14 protein-coding genes are annotated in these 14,894 nt (G+C 62.5%); 8 read left to right on the top strand and 6 right to left on the bottom strand.

Translation table 11 applies throughout. The features are described 5' to 3' along the window. The first annotated feature begins 33 nt into the window (after positions 1 to 33). On the top strand, positions 34 to 1,563 hold the full coding sequence (locus SDENCHOL_RS03125; protein WP_154716014.1) for an aldehyde dehydrogenase family protein: 1,530 nt from the start codon (positions 34 to 36) through the stop codon (positions 1,561 to 1,563). Positions 1,564 to 1,789: 226 nt separating this feature from the next. Further along, positions 1,790 to 2,920 (top strand): nitronate monooxygenase, encoded by a 1,131-nt coding sequence (locus SDENCHOL_RS03120; protein ID WP_154716013.1) that lies wholly within the window; start codon positions 1,790 to 1,792, stop codon positions 2,918 to 2,920. Positions 2,921 to 2,945: 25 nt separating this feature from the next. Here SDENCHOL_RS03120 and SDENCHOL_RS03115 read toward each other — a convergent pair whose 3' ends face one another. Then, positions 2,946 to 3,863: a LysR family transcriptional regulator gene (locus tag SDENCHOL_RS03115; protein ID WP_154716012.1), complete on the bottom strand. Its 918-nt coding sequence runs from the start codon at positions 3,861 to 3,863 to the stop codon at positions 2,946 to 2,948. Between the two features lie 112 nt (positions 3,864 to 3,975). Between SDENCHOL_RS03115 and SDENCHOL_RS03110 the strand changes: the two genes are divergently transcribed. The 6 genes from SDENCHOL_RS03110 to SDENCHOL_RS03085 all read left to right on the top strand — a co-directional run bounded on the left by SDENCHOL_RS03110 (position 3,976) and on the right by SDENCHOL_RS03085 (position 8,774). Next, positions 3,976 to 4,635: an FMN-dependent NADH-azoreductase gene (locus SDENCHOL_RS03110; RefSeq protein WP_154716011.1), complete on the top strand. Its 660-nt coding sequence runs from the start codon at positions 3,976 to 3,978 to the stop codon at positions 4,633 to 4,635. A 14-nt stretch (positions 4,636 to 4,649) separates the two neighbouring features. After that, complete coding sequence (locus tag SDENCHOL_RS03105; RefSeq protein WP_154716010.1) at positions 4,650 to 5,552, top strand: pirin family protein; 903 nt, start codon at positions 4,650 to 4,652, stop codon at positions 5,550 to 5,552. 98 nt (positions 5,553 to 5,650) lie between these two features. After that, positions 5,651 to 6,835, top strand: coding sequence for a CaiB/BaiF CoA transferase family protein (locus SDENCHOL_RS03100; protein ID WP_197706824.1), 1,185 nt, complete (start codon positions 5,651 to 5,653; stop codon positions 6,833 to 6,835). Positions 6,836 to 6,892: 57 nt separating this feature from the next. After that, positions 6,893 to 7,144, top strand: a complete 252-nt coding sequence (locus SDENCHOL_RS03095; protein ID WP_154716009.1) for a type II toxin-antitoxin system Phd/YefM family antitoxin — start codon at positions 6,893 to 6,895, stop codon at positions 7,142 to 7,144. Beyond that, positions 7,141 to 7,554: a type II toxin-antitoxin system VapC family toxin gene (locus tag SDENCHOL_RS03090; RefSeq protein WP_154716008.1), complete on the top strand. Its 414-nt coding sequence runs from the start codon at positions 7,141 to 7,143 to the stop codon at positions 7,552 to 7,554. Before SDENCHOL_RS03095 ends, SDENCHOL_RS03090 begins: the two co-directional genes overlap by 4 nt. Before the next feature lie 50 nt (positions 7,555 to 7,604). After that, positions 7,605 to 8,774 (top strand): acyl-CoA dehydrogenase family protein, encoded by a 1,170-nt coding sequence (locus SDENCHOL_RS03085; RefSeq protein ID WP_154716007.1) that lies wholly within the window; start codon positions 7,605 to 7,607, stop codon positions 8,772 to 8,774. A gap of 37 nt (positions 8,775 to 8,811) precedes the next feature. On the opposite strand, the gene SDENCHOL_RS03080 is transcribed toward SDENCHOL_RS03085, so the two are convergent. The 5 genes from SDENCHOL_RS03080 to SDENCHOL_RS03060 all read right to left on the bottom strand — a co-directional run bounded on the left by SDENCHOL_RS03080 (position 8,812) and on the right by SDENCHOL_RS03060 (position 14,890). Then, on the bottom strand, positions 8,812 to 9,621 hold the full coding sequence (locus tag SDENCHOL_RS03080) for an enoyl-CoA hydratase (protein ID WP_154716006.1): 810 nt from the start codon (positions 9,619 to 9,621) through the stop codon (positions 8,812 to 8,814). A 66-nt stretch (positions 9,622 to 9,687) separates the two neighbouring features. Beyond that, complete coding sequence (locus tag SDENCHOL_RS03075) at positions 9,688 to 12,717, bottom strand: type III restriction-modification system endonuclease (RefSeq protein ID WP_154716005.1); 3,030 nt, start codon at positions 12,715 to 12,717, stop codon at positions 9,688 to 9,690. Positions 12,718 to 12,807: 90 nt separating this feature from the next. Next, entirely contained in the window at positions 12,808 to 13,422 is a 615-nt protein-coding gene (locus SDENCHOL_RS03070; RefSeq protein WP_154716004.1) for a hypothetical protein, read from the bottom strand. Continuing rightward, a complete protein-coding gene (locus SDENCHOL_RS03065; protein ID WP_154716003.1) occupies positions 13,419 to 14,573 on the bottom strand; it encodes an AAA family ATPase in 1,155 nt (384 codons plus the stop codon). Before SDENCHOL_RS03065 ends, SDENCHOL_RS03070 begins: the two co-directional genes overlap by 4 nt. A gap of 11 nt (positions 14,574 to 14,584) precedes the next feature. Continuing rightward, positions 14,585 to 14,890, bottom strand: coding sequence for an adenine methyltransferase (locus SDENCHOL_RS03060; RefSeq protein ID WP_231912901.1), 306 nt, complete (start codon positions 14,888 to 14,890; stop codon positions 14,585 to 14,587). Positions 14,891 to 14,894: the final 4 nt, after the last annotated feature.

The following is a 14,894-nucleotide window of genomic DNA, read 5'->3' as shown; positions in this document are numbered from 1 at the left end:
ATTCATACAAATATCCCTTGGAGGAGCGAGAGCATGGCCATATTCGAACGCGTGGAAACAGCCCCCGGTCAGCGCCGCAAGCTGCGTCTGAAAAGTCCGGTGACTTATGAGGTTCTGGGCGAAATTGAATGCGCCTCCAAGGAAGACATCGATGCTGCGGTGGCCGCGGCCCATGCGGCACAAAAAGAATGGGCGAAGAAAACGCCGGCCCAGCGCGCCAAGGTGATCCTGAAGGCGCGCGACATCGTGTTGAAGCGCCAGGACGAGATCATGGAAGTGGTGATCCGCGAAACCGGCAAGCCGCCGGCCGATGCCTTGAGCATGGAAATCTTCGCTTCCTGCGACATGATGAGCTATTACGCCAAGAATGCCGAGAAATTCCTCGCCACCGAAAAACGCAAGCTGCATGGCGTGATGAGCATGATTAAGACGCTGCGCGTGGCCTACAAGCCGCTGGGGGTGGTCGGCGTCATCACACCGTGGAACGGCCCGTTCATCCTCAGCATGAATCCGACCCAACAGGCGCTGCTGGCCGGCAATGGCGTCATTCTGAAAGGCTCGGAAGTCACTCCGGAATCGGCGCAACTGGTCGCCAGGGTGTTCAAGGAAGCCGGCCTGCCCGAAGGACTGCTGCACGTGGTCTACGGCGATGGCCAGACCGGCGCCGATCTGCTCGATGCCGACATCCAGAAAGTCTCCTTCACCGGCAGCGTGCCGACCGGACGCAAGGTGGGCGAAGCCTGCGGCCGCAACCTGATTCCCTGCTCGCTGGAACTGGGCGGTACCGACGCCATGATCATCTGCGCGGATGCCAACTTCGAGCTGGCCACCGATGCCGCGCTGTATGGTTCCTGCATCAACACCGGCCACTACTGCTGCGGTACCCAGCGCATCTACGTGGTCGAGTCGCTGTACGACAAGTTCGTCGCCCGCGTCACCGAAAAAGCCAAGGCGCTGCGCCAGGGGCAGAAATACGGCCAGGACGAGGACATCGGCGCGGTCTTCTGGGACAAGCAGGTCACCATCATCGAGGAACACGTCAAGGACGCCATCGACAAGGGCGCGCGCCTGCTTCACGGCGGCGGCCGCAACCCGGACCTCGAAGGACTCTATTTCATGCCGACGGTGCTCGCCGATTGCGATCACAGCATGCTGGCGATGCGCGAGGAAAACTTCGGCCCGCTGGTCTGCCTGCAGAAAGTCCGCGACGAGGCCGAAGCCATCCGCCTGACCAACGATTCGCCCTATGGCCTCAACGGCACGGTGTTTTCCAAGGATCGGGAAAAGGCTTTCCAGATCGCCCTGCAGATGGATACCGGCTCGGTCTGCGTGAACGACATCGCCGTCACCTACGGCGTCCCCGAAGCGCCTTTCGGCGGCCGCAAGGCCAGCGGCGTCGGCCAGGTCAATGGCGTCGATGGCCTGCGCAAATACAGCCACGCTTTCCCGGTGATCCTCAACCGCTTCAACATGCCGAAGCTGCCGGCCTCCTATCCCTATTCGGCGAAGGCCATCGGGGATACCAAGAAACTGATGAAGTTCATCTGGAAGCCGGGCAAGTAAGCTCGCCCGGCCCGGCCTTCCCAGGGAAAAGAACCCGCTTGCCCGCCTGCGGCCCGATGATTGCAGGAAGCGCTGCGGCAACGGCGCGGCGGGTCGTGTTGGTTGTGGATCGTGGGTTGCAGGTTGTGGCTGGCGCCGCGTGCCGCTTTTCCTTGAAGCGGCCCGGCGGAAAAGCCGCGCTGTCCCGTCCCGCCTTGTGATTCATTCCTTGCACCAGGAGCCTGCCATGCGCACACCCATCTGCGACCTGCTCGGCATCGACGCGCCGATCTTTGCCTTCACCCACTGCCGCGATGTCGTCGTCGAAGTGTCGAAAGCCGGCGGCTTCGGCGTGCTGGGCCTGGTCGGATTTCCGCCCGAGCGCATCAAGGAAGAACTCGACTGGATCGATGCCCGCATCGGCGACAAGCCGTATGGCATCGACATCGTCATTCCGCAGAAATACGAAGGCATGGATGCCGACATGGAACCGGCCCAACTGGAAGCGATGCTGCAATCCATGGTGCCGCAAGGCCATCGCGATTTCGCCGCCAGGCTGCTGCGCGAGCACGGCACGCCCGAGTGGCCGGCCGGCGAACCGGACATGGGGCTGCTCGGCTGGACCGAAGCCACGGCGCGGCCGATGCTGGAAGAAGCGCTGCGTCATCCCAAAGTGAGGCTGGTGGCCAATGCGCTGGGCACGCCGCCGCAGGAAGTGATCGATGAAATCCACGCCAGCGGGCGGCTGGTGGCCGCGCTGTGCGGCAAGGTCAAGCAGGGGATCAGGCACAAGGAAGCCGGCGTGGACATCGTCATCGCCCAGGGCGGCGAAGGCGGCGGCCACTGCGGCGAAATCGGCTCCATCGTGCTCTGGCCGCAGATGGTCGATGCGCTGGCGCCCACGCCGGTACTCGCCGCCGGCGGCGTGGGCAACGGCCGCCAAGTGGCCGCCGCGCTGGCGCTCGGCTGCGCCGGGGTGTGGACCGGCTCGCTGTGGCTCACCGTCACCGAGGCCGACAACGAACCGGCGCAAAAGGAAGACCTGCTGCGCGCCACTTCCGAAGACACGGTGCGCTCGCGCGCCTGGACCGGCAAGCCCTGCCGCATGATCCGCAACGACTGGACCGAAGCCTGGGAGCAACCGGAAAATCCCAAGCCGCTGGGCATGCCGCTGCAGGGTCTGGTCAGCGCCGACGCCATCCGCCGCACCCACCGCTACGCCGGCGTGGCCGATACGCAGAAAGTGTTGTTCAATCCCTGCGGCCAGGTGATCGGCCAGATCAAGCAGATCGAATCCAGCAAGGACGTGGTCTATCGGCTGATCGATGAATACGCCGATGCCGTCGGACGGCTGGAAGCCTTGAGTTCAGAGGCATAAGCCGGACATCAGCCGCTGGCGGCGGCTACCAGCCGCGCGGCTGGGCCAGGGTTTGCGTCAGGCGATCGAGAAAGGCCCGCGTCTTCTGCGGCATCAGCCGCCGCCCGGGAAATACCGCCCAGGCGCTGACCGGCGGCAGATGCCATTCGGGCAACACCCGCACCAGCCGCCCTTCGCGCACCAGCGGGGCGGCAAACAGCTCGACGGCGGCGGCGATGCCGGCTCCCGCGCTGGCCAGCCTGACCAGCAACTCGGGCGAATTGGCGCAACTGCGCAGCGGCGGCAAGCCTTCCCAGCGCTCCTTGCCGCGCAGCAGTTGCCAGGCCAGCGGCCTGCCCTGACGCCCGGAAAGCGTCAGCGCCGCATGCTGCAGCAGGAACTGCGGCGCCTCCGGCAAACCCCGCAGGGCGAGATATTCCGGCGCGGCATACAGGCCGGCCGGCAGACTGGCCAGCCGCCGCGCGGCCAAACTCGCTTCCTCGTTCAACTCACCCATGCGGATCGCCAGATCGTAGCTTTCGGCGAGCAGATCGACGCGGCGCGGCGACAGGTCGAGTTCGAGACTGACCTCGGGAAAGTCGGCAAGGAACTGCGCCAGCATCCCGGTCAGCGCCAGATTGGCGAAGTCGCCGGGCAGCGAGACGCGCAAGCGGCCGCTCGGCGCGGCCTGGCGATGCGCGGCCAGCGCGGCTGCAGCCGCCACTTCCTCATCGATCTGGCGGCCATGCTCGAGCAGGCGGCTGCCGAACTCGGTCAGCACCAGGCGACGCGTCGTGCGTTGCAGCAGGCGTTCGCCCAGCCGGTTTTCAAGCGCATTCAGGCGGCGCGAAACGGTGGCTTTCGGCAAACCGTGGCGCGCCGCCGCTTGGCTCAGACTGCCGGCCTCGACGATGCGGGCAAACAGCAGCAGATCGTTGGCATCGATATCGATTGTTTCATTCATGGAACGATCTTATCCAATTTCCGGGCTTCTGTTCATTTTTGTCGTGAGCCATAGTACGTCCCGTCACACATTACACATCACCGTCTTTTCCACGACACCAGAGGACACGCACATGAACATCCTGCAAATCAACGCCAGCATTCGCGCCGGCGAGTCGCAATCCAGCCGCCTGGCCTCGGCCATCGTCGAGCGCCTGCAGGCGCTGCGTCAAGCCGAAGGTCTGCCGCCAGCCCGCCTGACCCTGCGCGACCTGGCGCAAACGCCCCATCCGGCGCTGGATGAAAGCGCCCTGCTGGCGCTCGCCACCGCTGCCGCCGAGCGCAGCCCGCAGCAGGCCGCGCGCGTCGCGCTCGACGACCGGCTGATCGCCGAAGTCCAGGCCGCCGACGTGCTGGTGCTGGGCGTGCCGATGTACAACTTCGCCATTCCCAGCCAGTTGAAAAACTGGTTCGACGCCGTCGCCCGCGCCGGCACGACTTTCCGCTATACCGAACAAGGGCCGGAAGGGCTGCTGAAAAACAAGCAGGTGCATCTGGCCCTGGCGCGCGGCGGCATCTATCGCGATACGCAGAACGATACCCAGCTCGCCTGGCTGAAAACCATGCTGGGCTTTCTCGGTATGACGGACGTCCATTGCTTCTACGCCGAAGCCCAGTCCATGGGCGCCGAAGCCGCACAGGCCGCACAGGCGCAGGCATTGGCGGAGATCCGCAGCCATCCGCATTTCCGGATTGCACGGATTTCACCGGCAGCCATTTCCACCGCCGCATGATTTTGGAGATTGCCATGACCAGCCCTGCAACCGTCCCGGTCACCACGGCCAGCGTCGAGCGCTCGCGCCGGATCACCCGCATCGTCCCGGGCCGCGAAGTCATGGACGGCGCCGGCGTGCGCATCCAGCGCCTGCTCACCCAGGATCTGCAGCAGCGCCTCGATCCATTTTTGCTGCTGGATGCCTTTCGCAGCGATGACCCGCAGGATTACATCGCCGGTTTTCCCGATCATCCGCATCGCGGTTTCGAGACCATCACTTATATGATCCAGGGCCGCATGCGCCATCGCGACAGCGCCGGCCACGAAGGCCTGCTCGACAGCGGCGGCGTGCAATGGATGACGGCCGGGCGCGGCGTGATCCATTCGGAAATGCCCGAGCAGGCAGATGGCCGCATGGAAGGCTTCCAGCTCTGGCTCAACCTGCCTGCGCGAGACAAGCTGACGGCGCCAGGCTACCGCGACATCGCCGCCAGCGAAATTCCGGAATTCACCACACCGGACGGCGCGCGCGTGCGTCTCGTCGCCGGCCGCAGCCACGGCCTGCAAGGCGCGGTGCTGCGCCCGCATACCGAGCCGCTGTACCTGGACGTGCATCTGCCGGCCGGGGCCAGTTACAGCCAACCGCTGCCGCCTGCGCACAACGCCTTCCTCCACGTCTATCGCGGCGCCGTGAGCGTGGCCGGAGACAAAGGCGAAGACGCCCTGGAAGCCGGGCAACTGGCCATTCTCGAAAACGACCCGGCGGCCGATGGCGTGAGCATTGCCGCGCGGCCTGACCAGGACAGCCGTCTGCTGCTCATCGCCGGCCGGCCGCTGCGCGAACCCATCGTCCAGCACGGCCCTTTCGTCATGAACAGCGCGGAGGAAATCCGCCAGGCCTTTGCCGACTACCGGGCCGGGCGCTTTGCTCGATGAGGAGTGATGCGTGAAGGATAAAGGGTGAAGCGTGAGGGGTGACACTCGCCCTGATTCCGGCTATTTTCCGGTCTTTGCCAGATCCCTCCAGACTCATCATGAGCAAACCGCTTGCCGGCGTTCGCGTCCTCGATTTCTCGCAACTGCTGCCCGGGCCGCTGTGCACCCAGCATCTGGCCGACATGGGCGCCGAGGTGCTGAAGATCGAGAACCGCGCCACGGGCGATGCGGCGCGGCCGTCGCCGACCGGCGAGCTGCCGCTGCTGTTCCTGCTCGCCAACCGCAACAAGCGCTCGCTATCCGTCGATCTGCGCCAGCCCGAGGGCCAGGCGCTGGTGCACAAGCTGGCCGAGGATGCCGACGTCGTCGTCGAGGGCTTCCGCCCCGGCGTGATGGCGCGACTGGGCATGGACTACGCAACGCTCGCCGCCATCAATCCGAAGATCGTTTACTGCTCGATCACCGGCTACGGCCAGAACGGGCCGTATGCGGCCAAGGGCGGCCATGACATCAACTATCAATGCCACTCGGGCATCCTCGAACAGAGCGGCGCGGCCGGCGGCCCGCCAGCGCCGGGCAACTTCCAGGCAGCGGATCTGGGCGGCGGCGTGCTGTCGGCGGCGATGGGCATCCTCGCTGCGCTGTTCGACGCGCAGCGCAGCGGCCGCGGACGCCACGTCGACGTCGCCATGACCGACTGCGCCATGGCGCACGCCATCATGCCGCTCGCCGCCGTCGAGAGCTACGGCGCGGGTCGGCCGCTGCCGCGCGGCGACGACTACACGACGGGACGCCTGCCCTGCTATGGCGTGTATGAAACCGCCGATGGCCGTCATCTGGCGCTGGGCGCCATCGAGCCGCAGTTCTGGCAGAACTTCTGCACGGCCGCGGGGCGGCCCGATCTGATCGATCAAGGCTGGGCGTTGGGCGACGAGGCGCCGGCCGCCAAGGCCGTCATCGCCGAACTGGTCGGAAGCCGCAGTCTGGCCGAATGGAGCGCACTGCTGGAAAACGTCGACGGCTGCGCCACGCCGGTGCTGCGCCTCGACGAAGTCATCGAGCATCCGCACACCCGGGCGCGCGGCATGATCGTCAGCGGCCATCGCCCCGATGGAGACGGCAGCGCATACCGGCAGTACGCATTCCCGCTGAAGATGACGGATTTTGAATTCAGCATTGCCTGCCCGCCCCCGCTGCTGGGCGAGCACAACGACGAGATCCTCTCGGCGCTGGGTTACGGCGCGGAGGAAATCGCCGCGCTGCGTGCAAAGGGCGTGGTTTGATTTTTCCCCCAAGGCGACTAAAATCTGACCTGTCTAGTCAGAATTTTGGAGAAAACAATGTCTATATGGCAAATTCAGGAAGCCAAGGCGCAGTTTTCCGAATTGGTGAAACAGGCGCAAAGCCAGGGGCCGCAGGAAATTACGCTGCATGGCCGCCCAACCGCCGTCGTGGTTTCGCGCGAGCTGTATGACCAGTTGGCGCGGACGGATGTCTCGCTGGTGGACTTCATGCGCAATTCGCCGCTGCATGGTCTGGATGACCTTGAGTTTGAACGCGACACGAGCTTGACGCGGAACGTGGTGTTTTGAGTTATCTCATCGATACCAACGTGCTGTCCGAGCTGCGGCGCAAGCGGCCCGATGCGGGCGTCGTGGCGTGGTTCACCCAGCGGCCGGCGGATACCCTGTACCTCAGCGCCTTGACCGTGGGCGAAATACGCAAGGGCATCGAGTCCCTGCCCGGCGAGGCGAAACACTATGCGCTGCTGGACTGGCTGGAAACAGAAGTGTCGGCTTATTTTTACAATCGCATCCTGCCTGTGGATGTGCGCGTTGCCGACCGCTGGGGACGCTTGCTGGCCGCTGCGGGCAGGCCATTACCTGCCATCGACAGCCTGCTGGCCGCGACGGCGCTGGCGCATGACCTGGTGCTGGTGACCCGCAATGTCAGGGATTTTGCCGGCTTGCCGGTGGATCTCATCAATCCCTGGTCAGCCTGACGCCGGCCACTTCCCTCCGATTCATCACTATTTCTACGACAAGGATCACCATGGCACTGTTCGATGACTGGCGCGCCAATTCGCCCTATTACAACGACAGCCACGAGGAATGGGCGCAGACGGTGCGCCGCTTCGTGGCCAGGGAAATCGCGCCGCACGTCGAGGCCTGGGAAGCGGCCGGCGAAGTGCCGCGAGACGTGCATCTCAAGGCCGCCGAAATCGGTCTTTTGCAGCAGGGCTTTCCCGAGGAGTACGGCGGCATTTCGCAGGGCGTGGACATGTTCCACGGCCTGGTCGCCACCGAGGAACTGGCGAAGACCGGCGCCAGCGGCCTGCAGCCGGCGCTGATGATCCACAGCGTGGCGCTCACCCCCATCATCAAACTCGGCACGGCGGAGATGAAGCAGCGCATCGCGCCCGACGTGCTGGCCGGACGCAAGCTGATGTCGATCTGCATCACCGAGCCTTCGGGCGGCTCCGACGTTTCGGCGATCCAGACGCGCGCCGAGAAGCGCGGCGACCGCTGGGTGCTCAACGGCGCGAAAATGTTCATCAGCGGCGGCATGCGCGCCGACTACTACACCGTGGTGGCGCGCGCCGGCGGACCGGGGCCGGACGGCCTGGCGCTGTTCCTGGTCGAAAAAGGGCGCAAGGGTTTCACCCAGACCAAGCTCGACAAGATGGGCTGGCACATGTCGGACACCGCCGCGCTCTACTTCGACGATGTCGAGATTCCGCTGGAGAACATCATCGGCCCGGAGGACAACGGTTTTCTGGCGGTGGTGCACAACCTCAATGTCGAGCGCATCGGCATGGCCGCCAGCATGCTGGCCTTTGCCCGCTGCGCCATCGACGAGGCGCACGAATGGGCGAAGCAGCGCGTGACCTTCGGCAAGCCGCTGATCAAGAACCAGGTGATCCGCCACAAGTTCGCCGAAATGGTGCGCCATGTCAGCGCCAGCCAGGCGCTGGTGGATCAGCTGGTCTGGGCCTATCAGCAGGACAAGCTGGACTTCGCCCTCACCGCGCTGTGCAAGGTGCAGGCTTCGCGCACCCTGGATTTCTGTGCCCGTGAATGCGCGCAGATCCTCGGCGGCGCGAGCTTCATCAAGGGCGTGAAGATCGAACGCATCTACCGCGACGTGCGCGCCCACGTGGTGGGCGGCGGCTCCGAGGAAATCCTCCTCGACTTCGCCGCGCGCCAGTTGGGCTATGCCTGACGCTGCCTGAGTGAGGAGTGAGGGCGCGCCGTGCGCCCTACAGCGAGTCTTCGAACTGCGGCGGCCGGCCTTCCTTGCGGGCGCGGATGGCTTCCTCGAAGTTGCGCGTGGTCATGCGCACGAAAAGCTGGGCGTGGCTTTCGTGGTTCATGTGGGCGTGCATGCTGCCGGCTTCGAGGCTGGACCAGAGCATCTGCTTGGTCAGTTCCACGCCCAGGTGGCTGTAGCCGATGATGCGCTCGGCCAGTTGGTAGCAGGCATCGAGCAGTTCCTCGCCGGGCAGCACGCGCGAGACCAGGCCGATGCGTTCGGCTTCCTCGGCGCTCACATCGCGGCCGGAGAGCATGATCTCGAAGGCGCGCGAAGCGCCGATGGCGCGCGGCAGGAGGAAGGACAGGCCCAGCTCGGCCGCCGTCAGGCCGTTGTTGATGCCAGCCGGGCGGAAATAGGCGGTGTCGGACGCCAGGCGGATGTCGCAGGCCAGCGCCAGACAGAAGCCGCCGCCGATGGCCGGGCCGTTGATGGCGCCGATCACCGGCTGGTGCATGTCGCGCAGCGCGAGGATCACATCGTCGAGCACCTTCATCGCCCGGCGCGAAATGCCCGGCATGGTCAGCCCTTCGAAGATCGGCAGGAAGCCCGGATTGACCAGATCGGCACCGGAGCAGAAACCCTTCCCCGCCCCGGTCAAGACCACCACCCGGCAGTCGTTATCGAAACTGACTTCTTCGAGCGCCTCGCGCAGCGGCACCATCACGTCGAAGGCCATCGCATTCATCCGCTCGGGGCGATTGAGAATGATCTGGGTGACGTGGGGACGGGGTTTCTCGATCTGGATGAAGGACATTTTTGGTGAGGAGCAAGTCGTGGGAATGTAAAGAAAACGAGGGAAGGCGCCGGAGAGATTACCTTATCACTTTGCCGCCTCGGTCAACAAACCGTCGACCGAGCTCGAAACCACGTATCGAGCCGGGTTCTCGCCAACCGCCAACGCGCCGAAATGCGCCTTGCCGCATTCGATCCTGGCGCGTTCCTTGTCGCGCAGGTCATCGGTGAACAGGCTGCTCTTGGTTTCCACCACAAAGTACAGGCGCTGCGTGCTGTCTTCTTCAACCAGCACGGCCCAATCGGGGTTGTAGCTTCCCAGGGGCGTAGGCACCTTGAACCAGCCCGGCAGCTTGGCGTAGAGCTTGATGGCTTCGTTCTTCTCCAGCGCGTCGGCAAAATCCCACTCGGTGGCTGAGTCGTACACGACGTGCTCGTAGATCGACTTCCGGGTATCCAGCAGCATGTTCTTGAGATAACCGGTGAGCTCTTCCTTCTCGAACAGCGCTTGCGCATAAACATGTTGGTCGCCCAGCTTCTGGTACTTGATGCCATCGACCAGGGCCAGCCGTTTGCAGCGGTTGATGGTCTCGGCGGCCAACTCGATGAACTGCTGCGGGTTGCGCTTGAAGTCATCCAGGCGGCCGCTGCCGGTCAGGACGCTGACGATGCTGCGGCGGGTGAGCTGGGTGCGGTTCTGCAGGTCGGTCAGCAAGTCCGGCAACTCGATATCTGCCTCGTCCAGCACCACGGTCGCAGCGCCCGCTTTCTCTGTCGCAGCAACGCCTGCCTTGCCGATGGCGATGTCGGCCTTGCGCCATTGCAGTCGGGCCTTCGCAATCACCGGGGCCTTCTGCAAAGCCGCGGTGCAGTCCGCGACCAACTTGGCGTTGTCGAACTGCACGCGGTAGGTGGTCTGGTACTTGATGCGGTCCCACAGCGCCTTGAACTCGTCGCTCAGATAAATAGCTTTGCCATCCTTGCCCTTGCGCAGCGGAACCTGTCTGCGCTCGTCGGCATTCCTGATGTCCAGACGACCCGACACTTTGCGCAGCACCTCGGCAATCTGGCCCTTTTGCGCCGCAAACTCGGCTGGCAGCATCAAAGTGCCGTTCTTCAGTGCCGTTTTCAGCGAATCCTGCACCTTGCCCTTGGCATCGATGTGGCCAGCGGCCTTCAGGTGTTCCCATAGCGCCTTCGATTGCTCCATGCCCAACGGCGCGGCATGCCCGTCAGGGCCTGTCACGGCAATCGCGGCAAACTGGTGCGGCTCGACGATGCCGAAGCGAATGCCGGTATCCTTTTCGATCTCCTTCTGCAGGTTCTCGGCAAACTGCTCGTAATTTTCCGTGGCCACCACGGTCAGGGTGTTGACCTCGAAACCGCGTACCCGCTCGCCCTTCTGGTTGACGCACAGGCGCAGGCCGCGGCCAATGGTCTGACGGCGCTCGCGCTCGGTCTGAATGTCGCGCAGCGTGCAAATCTGGAACACGTTGGGGTTGTCCCAGCCTTCCTTGAGGGCCGAATGGGAGAAGATGAACTTCAGCGGCGTGGCGAAGGACAGCAGCTTCTCCTTCTCCTTCATGATCAGGTTGTAGGCGCGCTCGGCATTCTCCCGGTTGCCCGCATTGTTCTCGGCGGTGTCGGTCCAGCCACCTTTTTTGTCGATGGAGAAATAACCGTTGTGCACCACCTCGGCGGCAGTCTCCAGATCGATCTCGGCAAACGAGTTCTGGTAGGCCGACAGCTTGGCGGCACGGCGGTATTCCTCTTCAAAGATGCGGGCATATACGCCCTTGACCGGCTGGCCGGCTGCATCGTACTGGCGGTATTTCTCCACGCTGTCGATGAAGAACAGGCTCAACACCTTGATGCCCATGGGCCGCAGGCGCATCTCCTTGTCCAGGTGTTCCTTGATCGTGCGACGGATCATTTCACGCTGTACCGCCAGCGCATCCACATCACCGTGGGCCTGACCCGGTTTCAGGAACACTTCGCCGCCGGGGTAGCGCAGCTCCATGAACTCCGCGCCTTTGGCCGTGTTGATCTCCCCCACACGAAAATCCGCATAGATCGGGCGGCCGGCGGCGCTCTGCTGAAGGTCGTCCCCATTGCAGACCGTGACTTCAACGCGCTGCACACCACTGCGGGCCTGCTTGTCCAACTCGACCCTGGCACTGATGCGGCCGCGCTTGTTTTCCACCTTCACCAGCCGCACGAAAGGTTTGTTGTGCGCATCCTCCACCGTGGCCGATGCCACCTCGATCTGCTTGACCAGCTTGCGCTCGTAGGCATCCACCGCATCCAGGCGGAACACCATGTGATGCTTGTCCACGTGGGTGGCGGAATAGCGCAGCGTGCACAGCGGTTTCATCGCATCCAGCGCTTCCTTGCCACGACCTTCCAGGCCGCCATCCACGCTTTGCGGCTCATCCACGATGAGGATCGGCCGGGTCGCCTTGATCAGGTCGATGGGCTTCTCGCCGCCCGTCTTCTCGCTCTCCTTGTAGAGGTTGTTGACATCCTTCTTGTTGATGGCGCCCACCGTCACCACCATGATCTGGATGTTGGAACTGGTGGCGAAATTGCGCACCGGCCCCGGCTTGCCGGAGTCGTACAGAAAGTAGTCGAACGGCACGCCCGCATACAGGCCCTTGAAGTGCTCCTCAGTGATTTGCAGAGTCTTGTAGACGCCTTCCTTGATTGCCACCGAAGGCACCACGATCACGAACTTGCTGAAGCCGTAGCGCTTGTTCAGCTCGAAGATCGTGCGCAGGTACACATAGGTCTTGCCGGTACCGGTTTCCATCTCCACCGTGAAGTCGCCGGAGGTCAGCGCTCCGGAAGGCGGCAGGCCGCCACGCAACTGGATGTCCGCCAGATTCCTGTGCAGCTCGTCGTCCAGCAGGGTCAGGCGGTTGCCAACCCCCAGATCCGACTCCGCCACACCCAGCATCATCTGCTGCGGTGCCGCACCGGTGGCCGTGTCATCGGCAGCGGACACTTTCATGGTCACCGTGAACTCGGTACTGCAAGCCTCCTGCCCACGGAACAGATCGCACACGGCCTCGATGGCCTGCATCTGGTAGTCGAGGTTGGGCTCAAAGTACAGTTTCATGGGTCTGTATTTCCTGAAAAATAGTGGAGCCCCCAAGCTCCACAAAAGCTTTAGTGGAGTCTATTTCTGCGATCAGACTCCACAAATCGCTTAACTGGCCTGCATCAACCTATAGGCAGCCTCGCGCATGGCATTTCTGGCACGCAAAAGACTTGGTGAGCGAGCGGCGGCCCTTTCCGGAGACCACTCGGCTTGCACCCAGTTCACCAAAAGGCGGTTGTAGCCAATCCCCTGCCTGGCAACGACTCCTTGTTTAGCAACCAAATCGTCTCTCACTGCCCTGGGTGCTCTTTGAGCCAGTCCAAGCAGATGCTGCTTGGGGTCTGGCAACATGTCCGGTTGCATCGGAAACTGCCTCCGACTACCAAACAAACTTCCAAGCGCCTCGTGGTCAGCAAGCAGCCATGACTCAACCTCGCGCTCCGCAATACGTAACAATAGATTTTGAGGGTGTGACCGCTCAGCACCCAGCCAACTCTCCAGCAGAATCACTGGGCAGGCCACCCTGTCCAAATCGGTCAAAACGATCACAACCTGACGACTGGCCATCTGCCGCCAGCTATCCATCCGTGAGCGCAAGTACCCAAAGCCATTTTTCCTCAGCAACATCGGCGGGGTTTCTGCCAAAACTGGATGCTCTAATAACAGCTTCACGCCTACCGCTTCACTGAGTTCATCCTCAGTAGCCAATGCAACAGGCGTCATTCCCAAAACCCAAGCTGATTGACTGAAATGGGCCGTGTCTTCGGTAAAACCACCTCGGCCACCGAAAGCCCAGCTTCAAGTGCTGAGGCTTCTTCTTCTTGTAATGTCCGTCCGGTTGAGCCATCAGTCGTCGCTTCCAGCAGAATAACGCCACGACCATCGATTCCCGGATTGCTGAGCAGTGCCTCGCTGTGAGTGCTGATAATCACTTGTCGCTTTGATTTCCTGTTCTTTTGCAGGCGCTGAATAATGAGCGGAATTTCTTTCACTACCGCATCATTGAGTGATATTTCCGGCTCCTCAAGCAGCAGCATGGAGTTGCCGTCCAGAAAGGCCCACAACAATCCAAGCAACCGTAAGGTTCCATCAGAAAAATGCTCCTCTGATTGCCACCCTGCGTTGGGTCTATGATGGGAGTACAAGGCTTCCAAATGAGGGTGGCCAGAATCGTCCTTGACGAACCGAAGTTCCTTGAATTGCGGAACGGCCAATGTCAACGCTTCACTAATCTTCTTTAGTCGCGTGTTTCTAACACGCTCAGTTGTTTTTGCGATCCGCTCCAGAAAGCTTTGGCCAAACGGATCATTTTCCAAAGGCCTACCCCCCAGCTGATCCGCAAACTTCAACAGCTGAGGCACAAGATGTAAATAAGTGATCGAGCCGAAGAACTCCGCAAGCTCCCTGAACTCAGCATTTGCCGCAATTTGTTCAAGCCGTGTCTGAGTCAGCAGTACTGAATCATTGCCATCCTTCTTATCAGGTCGCGAAAACAACTGCCTGCCTTCGTGCCAAACCTCCTCTTTGGACACCAGAATACGTTGTGCTCCCTTGCCTTCTGGCTTAAATCCGAGCACATAACGCCAGTTTGGCACTTCGTCGTCCGAAGAGTCCGATAGCTCCACATCAATGCAAACCTCTGGGTCCCGGCGAGCATGAAGACAGCGTAGCTTGCTGATTCCACCTCTGGCGATCACCGCTGCCTGCAGCCCACCCCCTGCTGGTTTACTGACATCCCGCAGGAAGCGAAAAACATCCAGTAAGTTGGATTTGCCGGAAGCGTTTGGGCCGAGGATGTAAGTTACATCACGCATCGGCGCATCAAACGACCTGAAATTTCGCCAGTTCTTCAACCTGATTCTTGTCACTTGCATCGCTGATCTCCTTAAATGCTGCGCACGTTCTGGATGCCGTGCTGTTCCAGAATGGCGGCGAGGTTGGTCTTGGCCACGTCGTCGGCGAAGGCGCTGTCGCGGAATACGCAAGTGGTGTCGCCAGCGGGAGCCAGCGCCTTGTGCCAGGTAATGAGCCCCAAGGCGAGCGGCTCCGCCTGCTCGCGGGTAATTTGCTCCGCCAGGCAGGCCATCAGCACACCACCGCCCACGGCATGAACGTCCATGCCTTCGATGCGGCGCCGTTCGATGGGCACGCACAGATCAAGGCCGAGCTTGAGCAAAAGTTCATAGAGCACATCG

The sequence above is a fragment of the Sterolibacterium denitrificans genome (assembly GCF_900174485.1).
GTDB lineage: Bacteria > Pseudomonadota > Gammaproteobacteria > Burkholderiales > Rhodocyclaceae > Sterolibacterium > Sterolibacterium denitrificans.
The sequence above is the reverse complement of the archived record's forward strand: the minus strand, read 5'-3'. Positions and strand labels throughout refer to the sequence as shown.

Coding starts and splice junctions, on each gene's coding strand:
- SDENCHOL_RS03065 (WP_154716003.1), bottom strand. CDS start 14,573: ATGCAAGTGACAAGAATCAGGTTGAAGAACTGGCGAAATTTCAGGTCG.
- SDENCHOL_RS03085 (WP_154716007.1), top strand. CDS start 7,605: ATGGCACTGTTCGATGACTGGCGCGCCAATTCGCCCTATTACAACGAC.
- SDENCHOL_RS03115 (WP_154716012.1), bottom strand. CDS start 3,863: ATGAATGAAACAATCGATATCGATGCCAACGATCTGCTGCTGTTTGCC.
- SDENCHOL_RS03075 (WP_154716005.1), bottom strand. CDS start 12,717: ATGAAACTGTACTTTGAGCCCAACCTCGACTACCAGATGCAGGCCATC.
- SDENCHOL_RS03100 (WP_197706824.1), top strand. CDS start 5,651: ATGAGCAAACCGCTTGCCGGCGTTCGCGTCCTCGATTTCTCGCAACTG.
- SDENCHOL_RS03105 (WP_154716010.1), top strand. CDS start 4,650: ATGACCAGCCCTGCAACCGTCCCGGTCACCACGGCCAGCGTCGAGCGC.
- SDENCHOL_RS03125 (WP_154716014.1), top strand. CDS start 34: ATGGCCATATTCGAACGCGTGGAAACAGCCCCCGGTCAGCGCCGCAAG.
- SDENCHOL_RS03120 (WP_154716013.1), top strand. CDS start 1,790: ATGCGCACACCCATCTGCGACCTGCTCGGCATCGACGCGCCGATCTTT.
- SDENCHOL_RS03070 (WP_154716004.1), bottom strand. CDS start 13,422: ATGACGCCTGTTGCATTGGCTACTGAGGATGAACTCAGTGAAGCGGTA.
- SDENCHOL_RS03095 (WP_154716009.1), top strand. CDS start 6,893: ATGTCTATATGGCAAATTCAGGAAGCCAAGGCGCAGTTTTCCGAATTG.
- SDENCHOL_RS03110 (WP_154716011.1), top strand. CDS start 3,976: ATGAACATCCTGCAAATCAACGCCAGCATTCGCGCCGGCGAGTCGCAA.
- SDENCHOL_RS03080 (WP_154716006.1), bottom strand. CDS start 9,621: ATGTCCTTCATCCAGATCGAGAAACCCCGTCCCCACGTCACCCAGATC.